Origin of the sequence: Chitinophaga hostae (assembly GCF_018224885.1) — a bacterium.
In the GTDB taxonomy this organism is placed as follows: domain Bacteria; phylum Bacteroidota; class Bacteroidia; order Chitinophagales; family Chitinophagaceae; genus Chitinophaga; species Chitinophaga hostae.
In genome coordinates, this window is the sequence record NZ_JAGTXB010000037.1 from 1 (window position 1) to 17,810 (window position 17,810).

At 47.1% G+C, this 17,810-nt stretch carries 11 protein-coding genes; 2 read left to right on the plus strand and 9 right to left on the minus strand.

The window, feature by feature from the left end; genetic code table 11:
• Window positions 1-164 precede the first annotated feature (164 nt).
• From KE626_RS34145 to KE626_RS34160, 4 genes are all read right to left on the minus strand, one after another.
• Window positions 165-1,457 (minus strand): DUF2264 domain-containing protein, encoded by a 1,293-nt coding sequence (locus KE626_RS34145; protein WP_211977595.1) that lies wholly within the window; start codon window positions 1,455-1,457, stop codon window positions 165-167.
• A gap of 122 nt (window positions 1,458-1,579) precedes the next feature.
• Window positions 1,580-3,544, minus strand: a complete 1,965-nt coding sequence (locus tag KE626_RS34150; protein WP_211977597.1) for a heparinase II/III domain-containing protein — start codon at window positions 3,542-3,544, stop codon at window positions 1,580-1,582.
• A gap of 86 nt (window positions 3,545-3,630) precedes the next feature.
• Window positions 3,631-5,172, minus strand: coding sequence for a RagB/SusD family nutrient uptake outer membrane protein (locus KE626_RS34155; RefSeq protein ID WP_211977598.1), 1,542 nt, complete (start codon window positions 5,170-5,172; stop codon window positions 3,631-3,633).
• Between the two features lie 18 nt (window positions 5,173-5,190).
• On the minus strand, window positions 5,191-8,250 hold the full coding sequence (locus KE626_RS34160; RefSeq protein WP_211977600.1) for a SusC/RagA family TonB-linked outer membrane protein: 3,060 nt from the start codon (window positions 8,248-8,250) through the stop codon (window positions 5,191-5,193).
• 448 nt (window positions 8,251-8,698) lie between these two features.
• Between KE626_RS34160 and KE626_RS34165 the strand changes: the two genes are divergently transcribed.
• A complete protein-coding gene (locus KE626_RS34165; protein ID WP_211977601.1) occupies window positions 8,699-10,345 on the plus strand; it encodes a UxaA family hydrolase in 1,647 nt (548 codons plus the stop codon).
• A gap of 225 nt (window positions 10,346-10,570) precedes the next feature.
• On the opposite strand, the gene KE626_RS34170 is transcribed toward KE626_RS34165, so the two are convergent.
• From KE626_RS34170 to KE626_RS34190, 5 genes are read right to left on the minus strand one after another with little or no spacing between them, the layout of a single operon-like run.
• Window positions 10,571-11,857: an MFS transporter gene (locus KE626_RS34170; protein ID WP_211977603.1), complete on the minus strand. Its 1,287-nt coding sequence runs from the start codon at window positions 11,855-11,857 to the stop codon at window positions 10,571-10,573.
• Between the two features lie 28 nt (window positions 11,858-11,885).
• Entirely contained in the window at window positions 11,886-12,548 is a 663-nt protein-coding gene (locus KE626_RS34175; RefSeq protein WP_211977604.1) for a beta/alpha barrel domain-containing protein, read from the minus strand.
• A gap of 3 nt (window positions 12,549-12,551) precedes the next feature.
• On the minus strand, window positions 12,552-13,550 hold the full coding sequence (locus KE626_RS34180) for a sugar kinase (protein ID WP_211977605.1): 999 nt from the start codon (window positions 13,548-13,550) through the stop codon (window positions 12,552-12,554).
• Entirely contained in the window at window positions 13,550-14,944 is a 1,395-nt protein-coding gene (gene uxaC / locus KE626_RS34185; RefSeq protein WP_211977606.1) for a glucuronate isomerase, read from the minus strand. The genes KE626_RS34180 and uxaC overlap by 1 nt, the downstream gene beginning before the upstream one ends.
• 9 nt (window positions 14,945-14,953) lie before the next feature.
• Window positions 14,954-16,447 (minus strand): tagaturonate reductase, encoded by a 1,494-nt coding sequence (locus KE626_RS34190; RefSeq protein WP_211977607.1) that lies wholly within the window; start codon window positions 16,445-16,447, stop codon window positions 14,954-14,956.
• Between the two features lie 210 nt (window positions 16,448-16,657).
• Here KE626_RS34190 and mnmA point away from each other — a divergent pair, with 210 nt between their 5' ends.
• Window positions 16,658-17,767, plus strand: coding sequence for a tRNA 2-thiouridine(34) synthase MnmA (mnmA, locus tag KE626_RS34195; protein ID WP_211977608.1), 1,110 nt, complete (start codon window positions 16,658-16,660; stop codon window positions 17,765-17,767).
• Window positions 17,768-17,810: the final 43 nt, after the last annotated feature.

The window sequence follows — 17,810 nt, forward strand, 5'->3', positions numbered from 1 at the left end:
TAGCTTTTAGCTAATGCAGCGGAGACTGATTAGTATTTGATTTAGCTGTTAGCCTTTAGCTGCTAGCTGTTAGCTAATGCAGCGGAGACCATTTATTCGTTATTCATACTATTTTTCAATCTTCGCTGCATTAGCTAACAGCTAAAAGCTAATGCCTAAAAGCTTTAATAATTTACATGATAGTCTTTTTTTATTTTCTTCCCTGACCATACTTTTTGCGCCGTCCATTCTGCGGCGGGATCTGCCCAGAAGGGATCGGCAGCCGGCAATCCCAGCGCCAGGAACCCGTTGGTGCAAATGTACAGGCTGCCTGTAGAGGTGTATACATCCGCTACTTCCGGTTGGTGACCGCAAATACCCAGCTGCAGCCAGCCCTGTTTATCGAATGTGCCTTCCATTTCAAAAATATTTTTCATGATGGCGGTCATCGCACAACGCACCTGCGCAGGCACAATGCCTTCGGGCAACTGATGCATCAGCGCCAGTTGTACCAACGGCTGAAAAGCAGCGGTACGATAGGTCATAGACCTGCCCAGCGCCGGATAGGTACCGTCCGGTGCGATCATTCGCTCCTGCAGTTCAGAGAAGCGCTGCATCCTTTTCATGGCCTGATCATAGTCTGCTTTGGAACCCTGTTGCTTATCTGCCAATACTTTCAGCATATCGGTAAACATAGGATGTATCACATAGCCATTGTAGTAGTCCAGCGAAAACTGCGGACCATCCGCATAAAAACCATCGCCGGCATACCATTCCTGTATTTTCTTTGTGGCCACCATGGTGCGCAGCGGTTCCCATTCCTCCCCGATCGATAACAGGAAAGCTTCCACCATACCGGCAAACAATAACCAGTTATTATAAGCCGGACGTACACGTCTCAGCTCCTTCAGTTCTTTTACGATATTGGCTTTGGTGATATTATCCAGTGGCTGCCACAATGCCCCCGGCGCACGCATAAAGGTCTGGCACAGATAGGCCGCATCCACCAGTGGCTGCGCCTCCGATCTGAAATTAAGATAATCTGCTGATGCCGGGTTTACGCCGTTAACAATCCCCTGCAATACCTGCTCTCTCATTTGCTTCCGCAGCTTTCCTTCTGCGGTATCATCGTCCGCCAGGGCCAGCCAGGGCGCCAGTCCGGAAATACAGCGGCCAAACGCCTCCAGGTAGGTCACCTTTTCTACTGCCAGTCCATACCCCGGCCCCTTCTCCAGCGGCATGTTCTTTTTCAGCGTTCCTTTACTCATGTTTTCCACTACGGGCCGGGCAATACGCTGCAATAAATTTACATGATACTGACGGTCCGGTACCGCTGCGAAAGTATGCTGGTTACCTTCTCCGGCGGCAGTATTTGCTCCTGCCGGCATTCCTGCGGCGGCCGACAACGTTTTGCCGGGAGCCATGGCGCCGGCAAGACCCGCCAGCGGCGCTATTTTGATAAAATTTCTGCGTTCCAATGTAACATTACTTTGATGTAGTTAAATACAACTGTTGTTATCCGACGGTCAACGTGAAAGCTCTAAAGTAATGCAAACGTTTGCAAAACACAAGCATTTCTCTAAAAAAACATATTTGCCTCCTATCTGTAGCCCTGCCGGCTCATCACAAACTTCACGGTATGCTGCCCTTTTAAGGCCTGTATACGCGCTTTCAGGCTGATCCGGGTAACATGGTCACCCCAAACCGGCGATAAACGGCCATCTGTTACCTCCTGCCGCTCAGTCACCACTTCAAATAATGCCGGATCATAGGTCATCGATAAAGTGGCAGTTTCTCCCTTCAACATCACCTTTCCAGGCGTATGAGTATCTGCCGTCAACGCCGTCATAAAATGCAGCAGGAAAGCTTCCTTCCATTCCTTCAGCTGGTATGCCTCCTGCAATACCAGGGAAGTTTTAGCCGGCGAAAAAGTAAACGTGCGTTTCCACGATTGCACCATCGCTGCCTCGGGGTAAGCCGCCGCAATATCCATACTTAGTTTGTAGTTCCCGTATTGCACGTCGTTCGCCTGGAAACGGCGCCCATCCTTTTGTTGCACGCCGTTGATAGTAGGACAATTATGCCATTGCGACTGCATAAACCAGAGTTTATACCGGTCGGCGCTGAATGTTTGCTTGGTATAAGTGCCCACACCCACATCTATCAACGCCGGTTTTCCATCCATATACAATACAAAATTTCCCACGTCATTATGGTTATGGCTCTCTGCATTATGCCCGCCCAACGCTGCAAAGAATAAGCCTTTTGACGTACCCGCCTGCGAACGCAGTGATAATACCTGTAAATCAGGCAGCCAGTTAACAGCGGTATATGGCACAGTAGCCGGTGTTGCCAGCAAAGCATCCCGGCATTCAAGATTATAAATAAAGAAGGCCAGCGAAGGGGCCTTTATTCTCAGGCTATCCCGGTTATCCAACCACGATAAATAAGCGGCGAAATTTGTGAGCAGCGGATCATGAAAAGTAGTACCATATAAATACACTGTATGTGGCGGCGGAATGGTACTCGCCGAAGCATCCGCAAAGTTTACAAACCGGCTGCTGTCCACATGCATCTTGTAAATATAAGCGCCGATCTGATGTACCAGCTCATTATTACTCCAGCTAAGCTGATGCGCTGATGCGTCGCTGAGCCAGGTAATAAACTCAATCAGCTTACCACCTGCATGGCCCCAATAAGTAGGCCCTTCATCACAACCACCATCGTCAGGATAACCATTCAGGAAATTATCTGCGCTGTGGATCGTTTTTTCGATGACCTTATTACGTATATCCGTCTCATTTATACTTAACAAGGCAGTTTGTAAAACGTTGGTGTTGATCCAGATATTCCAGTTATTGACAGTATTCCCCCTGAAACCCATCCACCAGAAATCGTTTCGCTGTAGGAAAGGCTCCACGATGCGATGCTGCAGTTCATAGTTGATCCGCTTGTTCACGATCGGTGAAAACTTATCCAGCTGATCATGCAACAGGAACTGCGCCCAGCTGAGAGTAGCAGAAGTTTCACCGGCAAACAGGTCCACCACAGGTTCTGTTGGATCTGCCAGATCTGTACCTGCTTTCTGCGCACCCACATGCGCAGGCAGTACCCAGGTACTCTCCTCCAGGATGGCCCATAAACCATTTATAATCTGCGGGATATATTTTCCATTGCCACCGGCCAGTTCTCCGGCCACCAATACTGTAAGTACTTTACGCCTTTCAAACTGGGCATTTTCAAAATTTATACGGTTGCCATTGTCCCGGTATTCCAGGTATAAAGTAGCAGGCAATGCGGGCCAGTTAAATGCCAAGGCCTTATCCGCCTCCTTCAGCAACAACACTTTGCTGGCTGCCGGCAATGCAGCCATCTTATCCGCCACTGATTTTAACCGCCCTTCCCTCCAGGCAGCTATCCCGTTAAAAGCCACATCACCACCACCACGCCGGAATTCGTTGTACAGGTAATTGCGTTCCTTTTTATGCTCCTGCGCCACTAATCGGGAGGCAGCACTCATGCCGGAAAAAAGCAACAGGATGCATACCAATTTTTTAATGTACATGCGACAATTATTTTCAGCAATATAAAAAATACATGCCACGGTTGCTAGCCGTGGCATGATTATCATGGTTTTTTATGGATATAATCTTACTTGGCATAATTCGGATTCTGTACCAGGTTGCTGTTCAGGTCTAACTCCACCTGTGGAAGCGGCCATAAATTGAACGCATCCACGAAATTAATCTTGTCAATCTGCTGCCCTGCAATGTTGGTCACCACCAATCCGTTCATTAGCTGGGTGGCGATACCCCAGCGGCGGATATCGGAATAATACGTTCCTTCCATTGCAAATTCGATCATCCGCTCGTGACGGATAATATTCCGCATTTCTTCTTTCGACTTACCTGCCGGTATCTCCGGCATCTCCACGCCTTTACGCGCTCTTACTTTATTGATAGCAGTATATACGGTAGCATCAGGACCCACAGCCTCATTCTGCGCTTCTGCCAGCATCAGTAATACATCAGCATAGCGGAAAATAATAAAATTAAGGGGAGAATCACCTGCGCCAAAACCATCTACTTCCAATACATATTTCCGGGTCAGATAACCGGTAAAGGTAGCCGCATTATCGAGCCGCAGTTTTTCATATGGAATACCTTTCCAGCTGGCACCGGGTCTTACTATAGTATAGTCCAGGCGAGGATCCCTGTTATTATACGGGTTGGCAGGATCATAACCGGAACCACTTTCGGTAATCGCCTTACCATTTTTCATCTCATAATTATTCACCAGGTTTACAGACGCATACACGTTACTCCAACCGCTGGAAAAGGAACTGCGGGTAGAAAGACGTTTATCCAACAGGCTGCCTTGGTTTAAACCCGGTGCGATATACTGCACATCAAAAATAACTTCTACATTATTTTCCGCGGCGGTAGAGATGAACATGTTCCGGTAGTCCGTGTACAAATCATATCCTAACCCGCTAATAGCCTGGCAGGTTGCTGCAGCATCAGCATACTGCTTCGCCATCAGCTGTGCTTTCGCTTTCAGGGTTAATGCGGCGCCCTGGGTAGCATGTCCTACCAAGGCAGCAGCATAACTTTTAGGCAATGAATCGGCTGCAGCACCCGCTTCCTTAATAATAAACGCAAGCAGGTTAGCCCTTGTTTCCTTACCGGGTAAAGGATCTCCCAGCTTAAGGGTTTTAGTGATCAACGGCACATCTCCATAAAAATCGGTCAGCTGGTAATAGTACAGGGCACGTAAAAAAGTAACCTCTGCTACCAGGCGATGATTGGTAGCTGCAGTCATACTCACCCCCGGCAGCTTTTCCAGCGCCAGGTTTGCACGGTAAATACCATTATACAGGGCCTTGAACTTATTGGCAACAGAACTGGTAAAAGCATTCATATTTCCTTTGGCAACAGGCCCAAACCCGGTGCCGCCGTCATCCCATATATAGGCAGAGGGCGTTAGTCCGTCGTTATACACATACAAACCAAAAACATCATTGTTCTGCAGATCATTGTACACCGCAGATACACCGGCGTTAGCGTCCTTTTCCGTTTTCCAGAAGTTTTCGTCAGACACTTTATCTGCAGGAACCGTATTCAAAAAATCTTTCTTACAGGCGCCCAGCGTCAATAAACTGCAGGCATACAGCGCTGTTAATATCTTATTCATGTTGTTACAGTTTAATGATTAGAAGATCACGTTTACACCACCACTAATTACACGCACGTTCGGATACTGAATGCCTGACTGGCTGTAATCACTTACTTCAGGATCAAGTCCTTTGAATTTAGTCCAGGTGAAAGCATTTTGCGCATTCACATACACACGGATACTTTGCAGCGTGCTGTTAAACATCTTTTTCGGAATGGTATAGGACAACTGTATATTTTTCAGGCGAACAAAAGACGCATTCTGTACCCAGAAGGTGTTCGCCTGTGTATTATCTGTATTGGAAGCAGCGGTTAAACGCGGAATATTGGTGTTGGGATTTTCCGGTGTCCAGGCATTCAGCATTTCGGCATTGATTTCCCGGCCGGAGCGTATACCTGTTGTATACCAGTTGTCCTGGTAGTAGCGGTTTACGCCTCCTACTCCCTGGAATAACAGCGCCAGGTCAAAACCCTTATAACCGGCATTCAGATTCAAACCGAAATACCACTTGGGAATAGTATTTCCCATATTCACGCGATCGCTTCCGTTTACTACTTTATCACCGGTTACATCTACAAATCTGAGATCACCCGGCTTGTTTAAACCCGCGGTACGTTGTGCAGCCCAGGCTTTTACATCATCGTCGTTCTGGAATATACCGGCTGTTTGCAAACCATAAAGCGATCCGATAGACCAGCCTTCTTTAATCACTGCCGCACCGGCAATAGTGCTGAAAGCATTGCCCTGGTATTTAACCACTTCATTTTTGATGTTACTAACGTTACCGGATATACCGTAACTAACGGCGCCTGCTTTATTGTTATAACCCATTGTTAATTCCCATCCTTTGTTGTCCACAACACCAACGTTCTGGTAAGGTGGAGTAAGGCCGCCATACAGGGACGACAGGCCCAGCTTCACGAGAATATCGGAAGTACGGCGCTTGAATACATCAAACGTCAGGTTAAAATGATCATTGAAAAGATTCGCGTCAACCCCCAGGTTGGAAGTGGTGGTTTTTTCCCAGGTAATATTGGGGTTAGCCATAGTAAGCGGCGTTACACCAGCCGAAATAGTACCGCCATAAGAGTAGTTTTGTCCGGCAGAATACAAACTCATATAAGAGAACAACGGGATACGGTCATTACCCAGTTTACCCCAGGACGCGCGCACCTTCAGGTTATTCACCCATCCGGGTATAGCATCTTTCAAAAATGGTTCTTCCAACAGGCGCCATGCGGCGGAGAAAGATGGGTAAGTACCGTACTGTAATCCTGAACGGAATTTAGAGGAACCGTCTCTGCGCAGATTTGCTTCCAGCAGGTATTTGTTTTTATAGTCATAGTTGATACGGCCGAAGTAGGAAATGATTCTATAGAGATTAGAAGTACCGCCTACTTTAGGTTGTTCCAGGCCTGCACCCAGTTCCCACGTATCGTTGGTCGGGAAGTTTTGAATGCTGCCGGTAAACAGCGTTCCTTTGATGGATTCGCTGCTCATACCTGCCAGTGCATTAAAATGGTGGTCGGCGCCAAAATTCTTGTTATAGTTCAGCGTGGCAAAGTAAGTGAGGTGCAGATTGGTACTGTCCAGTTGCGCGAGGGTAGCCGGTTGCTGATCCAGTTGTTGTGCTACAATGTTCTTCTGGAAGTTCCACCTGTTCTGTATTGCGCCGGCATAAGCATAATTTTTCTGACTCGTGTTAAAGTAGTCGGCAGCGCCATTCACCTGTAATTTTAACCCTTCAACAATGGCCCATTCACCATATACTTTGGCAAAGGTGCGCTGTTGCCTGTTGGGTCTGAACCAGGTTTCAATATATTGAAGCGGGTTATCCAGCTGTCCGTTTTCATCGTCCGTATTACGGCCGCCATAGCGGGTACCGTTAGCGTCTGTAATTTTTGGCGTCATACCCGGTGTGGTACTCGCCGCGTTGGTCAGTACGGTGCCCACGTCCTGCGGCTCTTTGCGGTCTTTCCAGGTAAGGGCAATGTTAGCGCCTATTTTTATTTTTTTGCTGATCTCATGATCCGCGTTCACACGCATCATATACCTGTCCTGGCTGGTATTTTTCATAATACCTTCATTATGCAGGTAGTCAAGCGACATATAATAACTTGTTTTCTCTGACCCGCCGGAAACCGATACGGTATGACCGGTTAGCTGTCCCTGGCCAAACAATACGTCCATCCAGTCGGTATTGGGGAACAAGGTTCTGTCGGTTGCGTTCTTCCAGGAATCAATTGTAGCCTGTTTAAATGGCAGGGTACTGCCCGGGTTATCGGACACGGCTATACGATTCATCAGTTGCATATAAGTGGGATAGTCGCTCACCATATCAAACAGCTTGGTCGCTTTTTGCACGCCGTAATAACCGTTGTATGAAACAGACGTTTTGCCTTTCTTTCCCTTTTTGGTGGTAATGAGTACCACGCCGTTGGCAGCGCGGGAACCGTAGATAGCGGCAGCAGCGGCGTCTTTCAATACAGAAATGCTTTCCACATCCGCCATATTTACATCACTCATATTGCTTTCAATACCATCTACCAGGATAAAGGGATTGGCATCATTCAATGTTCCTACGCCCCTGATGCGGATAGCGGCATTTTCGCGGCCCGGCTGTCCGGATGCCTGTGAAATGCTTACTCCCGGCGCCATACCGCTCAGGGCGGTGCTGAGATCCGTAACCGGCCGGCTTTGCATGGTTTTATCGAAGTTGACGCTGGTAACTGCGCCGGAGAGATTTACTTTCTTTTGTACGCCATAGCCCACTACCACTGTTTCATTAAGACTGGTAGCGCTGGCGTCGAGTTTTATTTTAAGATCTGTTTGCTGCTTTACCGCTACTTCTTTTTTATCGTAACCAATAAAACTGATGACAAGGGTATCCTGTTCTGAAGCATTTAAGCGGAATACGCCGTCAGGCCCGGTAACGGCGCCGGTGGCGGTATGTTTTACACCTACGGTTACGCCTGGAATAGCGGCGCCCTGTGCATCCCTGACGGTACCTTTTACAGCCCTTTTTTCCTGGGCAATGGCTGTCTGTACTACACATATTCCCCATATGCATAGCGACGCCCCTAGCAGTCTTTTCATAAACGTGTTTTTATGTAAACGTTTGCATTAAATTGGATGGTATACTGAAATATTGTTCACCGGATTGCTCATTTGTTCACGTCTGATTCTCTAAAGCCTGATGATGGTCTGTTTTGGTATGATTTTTATATAATTAACTATAAATTAGCAACTTATACTCTTTTCATTGTTGGAATTCTGTTCGTTTCATAACGCTCTGACAGCCTCTTGAATCCAAAAATATCGAATTAATTGAAAATTACAAACGTTTGCATAAATATTTTTTGGGAGACAGGAGAAAGCATAGCTGCCGAAGCACTCAGGTCTGATAGCGATTTAACAATTTATAATTCATTCCTAACATGCTACCATCTCACCTTTCAGCTGTTTTATCAAATAGTCAAAATCTTATTATGGATTAACATTTTAGTATCATCAGCCGGAGCGCATATTTACTACTTTAGCTGTTATGAACGCTTATTTACAAATTCATCCTGACGATAATGTGCTGGTAGCCCTACAGGATATACCAGCGGGAACCGATATATCATTTAACGGACATAACATTCAACTTCAGCAAAACATTTCTGCCAAACATAAATTCCTGGTTTCAGATATCAGCGAAGGCGACCCGATTACCATGTACGGCGTACTGGTGGGTAAGGCCAGCAAAAACATTTTGCAGGGAGAAAGTATCACTACGGAAAACGTAGTACATGATGCAAACGCTTTCCATGAAAAAGACAGCTCCCTGGAATGGCAGGCGCCCGATGTGAGCAAATGGAAAAACCGCACTTTTATGGGTTATCAACGTGCCGATGGACAGGTAGGTACCCGTAACTACTGGCTCGTTATTCCACTGGTATTCTGTGAAAACAGGAATGTTGGTGTTATTAAGACAGCCTTCGAGAAGGGGCTGGGTTTTTCTCCCGCCGAAGTTTATAACGAACAGGTAACCGACCTGGTAGCGCTTTATAAGAGTGGTAACGTGGAAGCTATTAAAAACTACGAAGCCGGCGCGCTAACGGAAACGAGCAAACGAAATGTAGTATTTCCTAATATAGATGGTATTAAATTCCTCACCCACGAAGGTGGTTGCGGCGGTACCCGCCAGGATTCAGACGCACTGTGCGCATTACTGGCCGGTTACATTCACCACTCCAACGTGGCTGGTGCTACCATCCTGAGCCTGGGCTGTCAGCACGCACAGGTGTCCATTTTACAGGAATCATTAAAGAAACTCAACCCGGATTTCAACAAGCCGGTACTTGTATACGAACAGCAGAAAAGCGCTTCCGAGTTTGCGATGCTGTCTGCCGCCATCAAAGATACTTTCCTGGCACTGGTGGAAGCCAACAAACAAACCCGTCAGCCCAGCCCGCTTTCCAAGCTGGTAATAGGCCTGGAATGCGGCGGCTCCGATGGTTTCTCCGGCATTTCCGCCAACCCTGCAGTAGGGCATACCTCCGACCTGCTGGTGGCGCTGGGTGGTACTTCCATCCTTTCCGAATTTCCGGAACTCTGCGGCGTGGAACAGGAACTCATTAACCGTTGCCAGACAGAAGAAACCTCTGATAAATTTATTCGCATCATGCGTGCATATGAAAACCAGGCCCAGTCTGTTGGATCCGGTTTTTATATGAACCCTTCGCCGGGAAATATCAAGGACGGTCTTATTACGGATGCGATCAAATCTGCCGGAGCAGCAAAAAAAGGTGGTACCTCCCCGGTAACGGATGTACTGGATTATACAGAGTATGTTACAAAACCAGGATTAAACCTCCTTTGCACACCGGGTAACGATGTGGAATCCACTTCAGCTGAAGTTGGTTCCGGCGCCAACGTGGTGTTATTCACCACTGGCCTGGGCACCCCAACCGGCAACCCTATTGCACCGGTGTTAAAACTGGCTACCAATACCAAGCTGGCTACCCGGATGAAAGATATCATCGACATCAATACCGGTACCATCATCAGCGGAGAACACAGCATCGCTGATATGGGAGAAGAAATTCTCGAATACGTGATTCAAACTGCCAGCGGTGAAGTACATACCAAAGCAGAGCAGCTGAACCAGGACGATTTTATTCCCTGGAAAAGAGGCGTTTCACTATGATTCATATGATTTTTATGATGATACTGATAAGCGAATAGTAAAATTTGTTAGCGAATAATTTTTGATACTCATAAGAATAAAAACAAACGTCCGGACATCTGCCCGGACGTTTTCTGTTATAATATACCATATCTTCTTTAAAGTCCAAATCTCAGGATCATCATAATAATCAGATCAATCACAGTACGGTCATCAGGATCATCATAATAATCACATGAATCATAGTCACAGTTCCACCCGCTCCATTTTTGGTGCAAATAAATGCATCACTCCCCAGGCCAGCAGATAAGCTACCGCACAAATAGAAAAGAGGATATTATACCCCACGCCAATGTTACCGATCAGTTGATAGTGATTCAGCATCGTACCAATGACTATCGGGAACAGGGTGCCTCCGATTGATCCGGCCATACCGCCAATACCCACTACAGAACTAACCGCTCTTTTAGGGAACATATCAGAAGCAGTGGTAAAGATGGTGGCAGACCATGCCTGGTGCGCTGCTGTAGCCAGGCTAATCAATGCAATGGCCAGCCATACGTTATTGGAGTATTGAATAAATATAATCGGCACCACACAAAGCGCAAAAATCAGCATGGATACCTTACGCGCTTTGAAAACAGGCCAGCCGGATTTAATCAGGTGGGAGGATAACCAGCCACCACCGATACTGCCAAAGCTCGTAATGGAATAAATGATGATGATAGGTAATCCCAGGTTGGACTTCATGTTAATGTGGAAAATAGATTCCAGGTAACCCGGCAACCAGAAAAGGAAAAACCACCATACCGGGTCGGTCAGCAATTTACCAAATACAAAAGCCCAGGTTTGCCGGATACCGAGCAGCTTTAACCATTTTACCGGTTTGGATTTTACTTCTTCTACTTCCTGATCCGAATGGATATGATCAAATTCCGCTTTTGATATTTTTTTATGACGGCTCGGAACCTCATACAGCACCCACCAAAATATCAACCATATAAAACCAATGGCGCCGGTCCATACAAAGGCATTTCTCCAGCCGTGGTTAGTAGCTAACCAATATACCATTAAAGGTCCTACCACTGCCGCGATATTGGATCCTGAGTTAAAGATTCCCGTGGCCAGTGCCCGCTCCTTTTTGGGAAACCATTCTGCGGTGGCTTTAATAGCCGCCGGAAAGTTACCGGCTTCACTGATCCCCAGAACAGACCTTACTATCCCAAAACCCAGCGTTGTACGCACCAGTCCATGCGCCATCGCCGATAAACTCCATACTACCACGGAAACAGTATAGCCCAGTTTGGAGCCGATCTTGTCTACCAGCGCACCAAAAAAAAGCAAACCAATGGCGTAAGACGCCGAAAATGCCATAACCAGGTTACTGTAATCTTTCTCAGACCAGCCGAATTCGGTGGATAAATCCGTCTTCAGCAAACCCAGTATCTGCCTGTCGATATAGTTGATAGTCGTCGCTACAAACAAGAGTGCACATACCCGCCAGCGATAATTACTTAAAGTTGTGGAATTCATTCTAATTGGAATTTATAAAGTGCATAAGTTACTTCATCGCCCCGAGAAATGCAAACGTTTGCACTATTTTCTCTTTCAGCGTTTGCCAGTCGCCACTTTCGATGAGCGCTTTGGATAATAAATTGGATCCCATACCTACACACACCACACCGGCATCAAACCAGGCATCCATACTCACCTGGGTGGGTTCTACTCCGCCGGTAGGCATAAATTTCAGCTGGGGGAACAATGGTTTGATCGCCCTTACATAACCCGGGCCCAATACATTACCAGGGAATAACTTCACCAATTTTGCCTCGTTCTTCTCCGCCACGGAAATTTCGGAAGGCGTCATACAACCCGGAATCCAGAGTATATTTTCAGACCTGCAGTAAGCAGCTGTTTCCGGATCGGTTACCGGGCATACAATAAAATCAGCCCCCATACCGGTATACACTGCGGCGTCGGCGGCATTTTTAATAGTGCCGATCCCCAGGTAGAGGTCGGGCATAGTAGCCAGCTTTTTATCACGCAGTATCGCAAAATTCTTACGTGCATTTTCTCCCCTGCTGGTAAACTCGAATACCCGTAACCCGCCATCATAGCAAGCTTGCAGTACTTCCAGGCAAACATTGGCATCATCATGATAAAAAACCGGAATAATCCCGGTTTGCTCAAATGCTGCAATAATTACTTCAGGACTTGGTGCCATATCTTATATTAGTTTTTTTATGTCTTCAGCAGAAGTGGTATTGAAATCTCCCTTTACAAAAAATTTGGAATAAGCGGCAGCAGCAGCATAGGAAATGATCTGTTGATCATCCAGGCCCTGCAACTGCGCATGTATCAGTCCGGCCATAAAACAGTCCCCGCTGCCTACCCTGTCTACCACCCCATCAGTATCATATTCCCTGGAAATGCTCACCTGCCCGCTGTTATAATAAAATGCATAATACAGGTTATGAGTAGGCGCATGGCTGAACCGGAACGTAAACGCCACCCGTTTGCAACGGGTAAAGCGATTTGTTATTTCAGCCGCTACCTGTTCTGCCTGCTGCAGGTAAACCGCCTTGGTATTAGCTTCCAGCGCCGCAGTATCCAATGCGGTATCCAACATATTGTTGGCTGCCCAGATATTACCCATAATTACATCACAGTATTGTACCAGCTCCGGCATAATATCCACCGGCTTCTTACCATACTGCCACAGCTTACTGCGATAGTTGAGATCCGTGGAAATCGTCATCCCCCGGCGGGTGGCCGCCTGTAATACCTCTTTGCATATTTCGGCTGCATCAGGGTTTAATGCAGGCGTAATGGCACTCCAGTGAAACCAGCCGGCATCGCCCAGCAACGCATCCCAATCCACCGTACCGGGAACAATCCGGCTAAAAGAAGACCATGCCCGGTCGTACACTACTTCTGCGTGCTTCAGGTCACTGCCCTGTGCCAGGTAGTAGATGCCAATACGGTCACCACCCCATAACACCCGGTCGGTATGAATACCGCGGTTGCTGAGTTGCTGCAGTACGTCTTTCGACAATCCGTTTTCAGGTACCTTGCTGATATAGGCTACTTCCGTGCCCCAGTTGGCCAGGGCTGCTGCCACATTGGCCTCAGCGCCACCTACATAAATGGCGGCGGTGTTTTGCGCCAGTTCCGGCGACAACCGTAATAATATTTCTCCGAATGTGATGACTTTTACCGGCTTCATTAGAATCCAAAATATGCTTTTGCGTTATAGTAACAAATGTCCTGAACCATTTTTCCTAACCAGGCAACATCATTCGGTAATTCTCCCTGCTCCACATCATTGCCAATCAGGTTGCACAAAATACGGCGAAAATATTCATGTCGGGAATAAGAAAGGAAACTTCTCGAATCCGTTAGCATACCCACAAAGCGGCTCAGCAATCCCATGTTGCTCAGCGCATTCATTTGTTTTTCCATGCCATCTTTCTGATCCAGGAACCACCAGCCGGATCCGAACTGGATTTTACCAGGTACGGTACCGTCCTGGAAATTACCTGCCATGGTAGCAAATACTTCATTGTAAGAAGGATTCAGGTTATATACCACGGTTTTGGCGAGCTTATCGTTTTTATCCAGCGCATCAAAAAAAGCACTCATAGCTTCCGCTACCTGCCAGTCACCGATAGAATCCACACCGGCATCGGCGCCTACCCGGTGTAACAAACGGGAGTTGTTATTGCGGATAGCGCCTACATGGAATTGTTGCGCCCAGCCACGCTCCTGGTTCCAGGTACAAACCGCCAGCAATACAGCGGTTTTAAACTGTGCATTTTCGTAGGGTGTAACGGTGCCGTGGTTACGGGCATTATGGAAAATAGTTTCCAACTCCCTGTTGCTGGCAGGCGTGTAATAAAAAGTACTTAGGCCATGATCGCTCAGGCGGCAGCCGGCTTCATGAAAGTAAGTATGACGGCCTTGCAGCGCGTCCAGCAGGTCATCAAATTTGTTAATGTCTTTGTTGATAACGGCCGACAACTTATTTACAAAGCTGTTGAACATCTCCGGGTTATCTACTGCCATAGCTCTGTCCGGGCGGAAGGTAGGCAGTACACGTGTGCCAAAAGGATTTGCCGCAATGGTCCGGTGATGCTCCAGGGAGTCCGCCGGATCATCTGTTGTACACAATACATCTACTTTATAATGCTGCAACAGCGCCTGTGTGGATAACTTTGGCAATTGTGCATTACAATCCCGGTATATTTTCTCCGCTGTTTTTTCACTCAGCAGGTCCGTGATACCAAATGGATTTTTCAACTCCATATGCGACCAGTGATACAGCGGGTTGCGCATGGTATAAGGCGCAGTAGCTGCCCAATGGCGGAATTTGGTATAGTCGTCTGCCGCACCGGTGATAAACTCTTCTGCCACTCCGTTCGCCCGCATCGCACGCCATTTATAGTGGTCGCCTTTCAGCCAGATCGCATACAGGTTCTCAAATGTTTTGTTTTCCGCTATCTCATCCGGTGGCAGGTGATTATGATAATCGATCACCGGCATAGCAGCGGCATAATCAAAATATAATCGTTTAGCCGTTTCCGTTTGTAATAAAAAATCTTCGGATAAAAACTCCTTCATAAACAATGACTATTTTTTTTGATGCTGCAATTGAATAAATGTTTTTACCCCGCTGCTTTTTAACGTGGTAAGCAAAATGGCTATTTCGGCTGCAAAACCGGGAATAGCAGACAGGTCTGTTTCCCATAAACGTTTATCACTGCAAATGCCGGCTACCATTGTAGGTATATCCGTCTGATCACGCCACCAGGCCGCAAAAATGCCTGCATTGTCATCTGTAATCACATACTCTTCTGATCCGCGGGTGCCAAAATATTTGCCCTCTTCTTCCCTTACCGGTTCCAGGAACAGCAGCATCGCTGCAAAACCCAGGCACAGGTGGGGAGGCAGGGTATTATACTTTTCATGGTAGCGTACCAGCGTACGCACATTACGCGCATTCATCTTTGAACTTTCCTGGAAAGTGATGCTGATCAGTTTATGCGCGATAAACGGATTGGCAAAACGATCCAGTACATCAGTTGCGAACGCGGGAGCCGTAGGGCAGGCGGCGGCGATGGTGGGCAGTATTTCCTCCAATACTACCGCCCTGAAAAAGTCGCGCATGTACTCGTGCTGCATGCACTCGTATACCGTGTTTAAACCGGATAAAAAGCCCAATGGCACTGCAGCGGTATGACTACCATTCAGCAAACGGAGTTTCTGTTCGCGGAAGGGCGTAATACTATCGGCAATGAGCATCCTGTCATCTCCCTTATAAAAAGATAATACCGCACGGATATCTTCTCCCCCTTCTATTGCCCACAAAAGGTAGGGTTCCACTTCTATCCACAAGTGATCTGTATAACCTGCCCTGGTGGCAATTTCCACCAGATTTCGGGGCTTACCCGGAACGATCCGGTCTACCAGCGAATTACAGAAATGGTTGTCGGTGTTTATCCAGTCAACAAATGCTGCGGGCATTTCGTTATAAGCCGCCAGCTGCAGTACAATATCCTTTAACAGACGGCCGTTATCCACTACCAGCTCCGTGGGCACAATCACAAAACCAGTGTTGGGACGCCCTTTAAAATACGAAAAACGTTCCCATAAAACAGCCAATAGTTTTCCAGGGAAAGATGCCGGTACCTGGTCAATTACTTTCTCCGGTACATATTGTATCCCCACTTCGGTCGTGTTGGACACGATTGTTTGCAAAGCTGGCTGATGCACTGCATCCAGGATCTCCCTCCAATCTGCATTCGATTGCAAAACACGACTAATAGCAGCGTTGATCAGCACCTCATCCACCAATTCTCCCTGGGAAACGCCCTTGATGTGGGTAGTGAACAGGTTGTCCTGGCTGGAAAAGTCGTTGGTATCACCATCGGTGGATTTTACGACCACAATACGTCCTTCGTAAATACCCTGGCGGTTGGCCTTATCTACCAGGTAATCGACCAGTCCGCGTAAAAGCACGCCGGTACCAAATTGAAGGATCTTTTCCGGGAAGCCGAAAGATTTTTCGCATACGCCGGAATCAGGCTTCTTTAATATAAATTCTTTATTTAATATAGGTAGCATCACGACTATTTTATGCTAAAAAGGTTGCTAAAACTAATAAATATATCATTCACATTTAACAATTTATAGTTTTCGGGAAATAATCGCTAAAACACGGGAAAATTATACCATCCATATAGTCAGAATCAATCGGCTCATTGTCAGGATCAATAAAGGACAGATGGCCGTTGGCCGGAATTTAAGTAATTTTGCATCCTTAAACTTTTTCAAATGAGCAAGCATGGTAAAGTGCTGGTAGCCATGAGCGGTGGTATAGACAGTACTGTTACAGCGCTGATGTTGCATGAACAGGGATATGAAGTGGTGGGTATCACCATGAAAACCTGGGATTATGCATCGGCAGGTTCCAGTAAAAAGGAAACCGGCTGCTGTAACCTGGATTCTTTTAACGATGCCCGCGCGGCGGCGGTGCACCATGGATTTCCACACTTTGTGCTGGATATCCGCGACGAATTCGGTGATTTTGTTATCAATAACTTTGTCGAGGAATATATTGCAGGACGTACCCCAAATCCTTGTGTACTCTGCAATACACATATAAAATGGCGTGCGCTGATGAAGCGCGCGGACGCAATGGACTGCGAATTTATCGCTACCGGCCACTACGGACAAATCCGTCAGCACAACAATGGCCGTTATGTAATCAGCAAAGGCGTTGATGAAACCAAAGACCAAAGCTACGTGTTGTGGGGCATCCAACAGGATGTACTGTCCCGCACCATGCTGCCGCTGGGTAACTATCGCAAAACAGAGATCCGGCAGATGGCCTTTGACTTCGGATATCCCGAACTCGCCAAAAAGGCGGAAAGCTATGAGATCTGCTTTGTGCCGGACAACGATTACCGCGGATTCCTGAAGAGAAAGGTGGATGGATTGGAAGAAAGGGTCAACGGAGGCAATTTCGTGCTGGCAGACGGCACCATCGTTGGTCATCATAAGGGTTACCCCTTCTACACCGTAGGGCAGCGTAAAGGGCTCGATATTGCCCTTGGACGCCCGGTATTTGTGACAGAGATCATCCCGGAAACCAATACGGTAGTGCTTGGTAATGAAGATGAACTACAGAAAAGCGAAATGTTTGTAAGCGGTATCAATATGGGTAAATATGAAACCATCCCGGAAGGCATGGAAGCAGTTACCAAAATCCGTTATAAAGACAAAGGCGCACTCAGCAACCTGTACAACGAAAACGGACAGGTGAAAGTGAGTTTTTATGAAAGTGTGAAAGGTATTGCGCCGGGTCAGTCGGCTGTTTTTTATGAAGGCGACGACGTGGTGGGTGGAGGAATTATCCAACGCGCGTTGCCGGTAGTTTTATAAAATTAATTTCATAAGATAGATAAAGCAGAAGGGTGGGAAGACG

Bases quoted from the DNA above. Each gene is read 5' to 3' on its own strand.
- KE626_RS34155 (WP_211977598.1), bottom strand. From the start codon at position 5,172: ATGAATAAGATATTAACAGCGCTGTATGCCTGCAGTTTATTGACGCTG.
- KE626_RS34175 (WP_211977604.1), bottom strand. From the start codon at position 12,548: ATGGCACCAAGTCCTGAAGTAATTATTGCAGCATTTGAGCAAACCGGG.
- KE626_RS34160 (WP_211977600.1), bottom strand. From the start codon at position 8,250: ATGAAAAGACTGCTAGGGGCGTCGCTATGCATATGGGGAATATGTGTA.
- KE626_RS34170 (WP_211977603.1), bottom strand. From the start codon at position 11,857: ATGAATTCCACAACTTTAAGTAATTATCGCTGGCGGGTATGTGCACTC.
- uxaC (WP_211977606.1), bottom strand. From the start codon at position 14,944: ATGAAGGAGTTTTTATCCGAAGATTTTTTATTACAAACGGAAACGGCT.
- KE626_RS34180 (WP_211977605.1), bottom strand. From the start codon at position 13,550: ATGAAGCCGGTAAAAGTCATCACATTCGGAGAAATATTATTACGGTTG.
- KE626_RS34150 (WP_211977597.1), bottom strand. From the start codon at position 3,544: ATGTACATTAAAAAATTGGTATGCATCCTGTTGCTTTTTTCCGGCATG.
- KE626_RS34190 (WP_211977607.1), bottom strand. From the start codon at position 16,447: ATGCTACCTATATTAAATAAAGAATTTATATTAAAGAAGCCTGATTCC.
- mnmA (WP_211977608.1), top strand. From the start codon at position 16,658: ATGAGCAAGCATGGTAAAGTGCTGGTAGCCATGAGCGGTGGTATAGAC.
- KE626_RS34165 (WP_211977601.1), top strand. From the start codon at position 8,699: ATGAACGCTTATTTACAAATTCATCCTGACGATAATGTGCTGGTAGCC.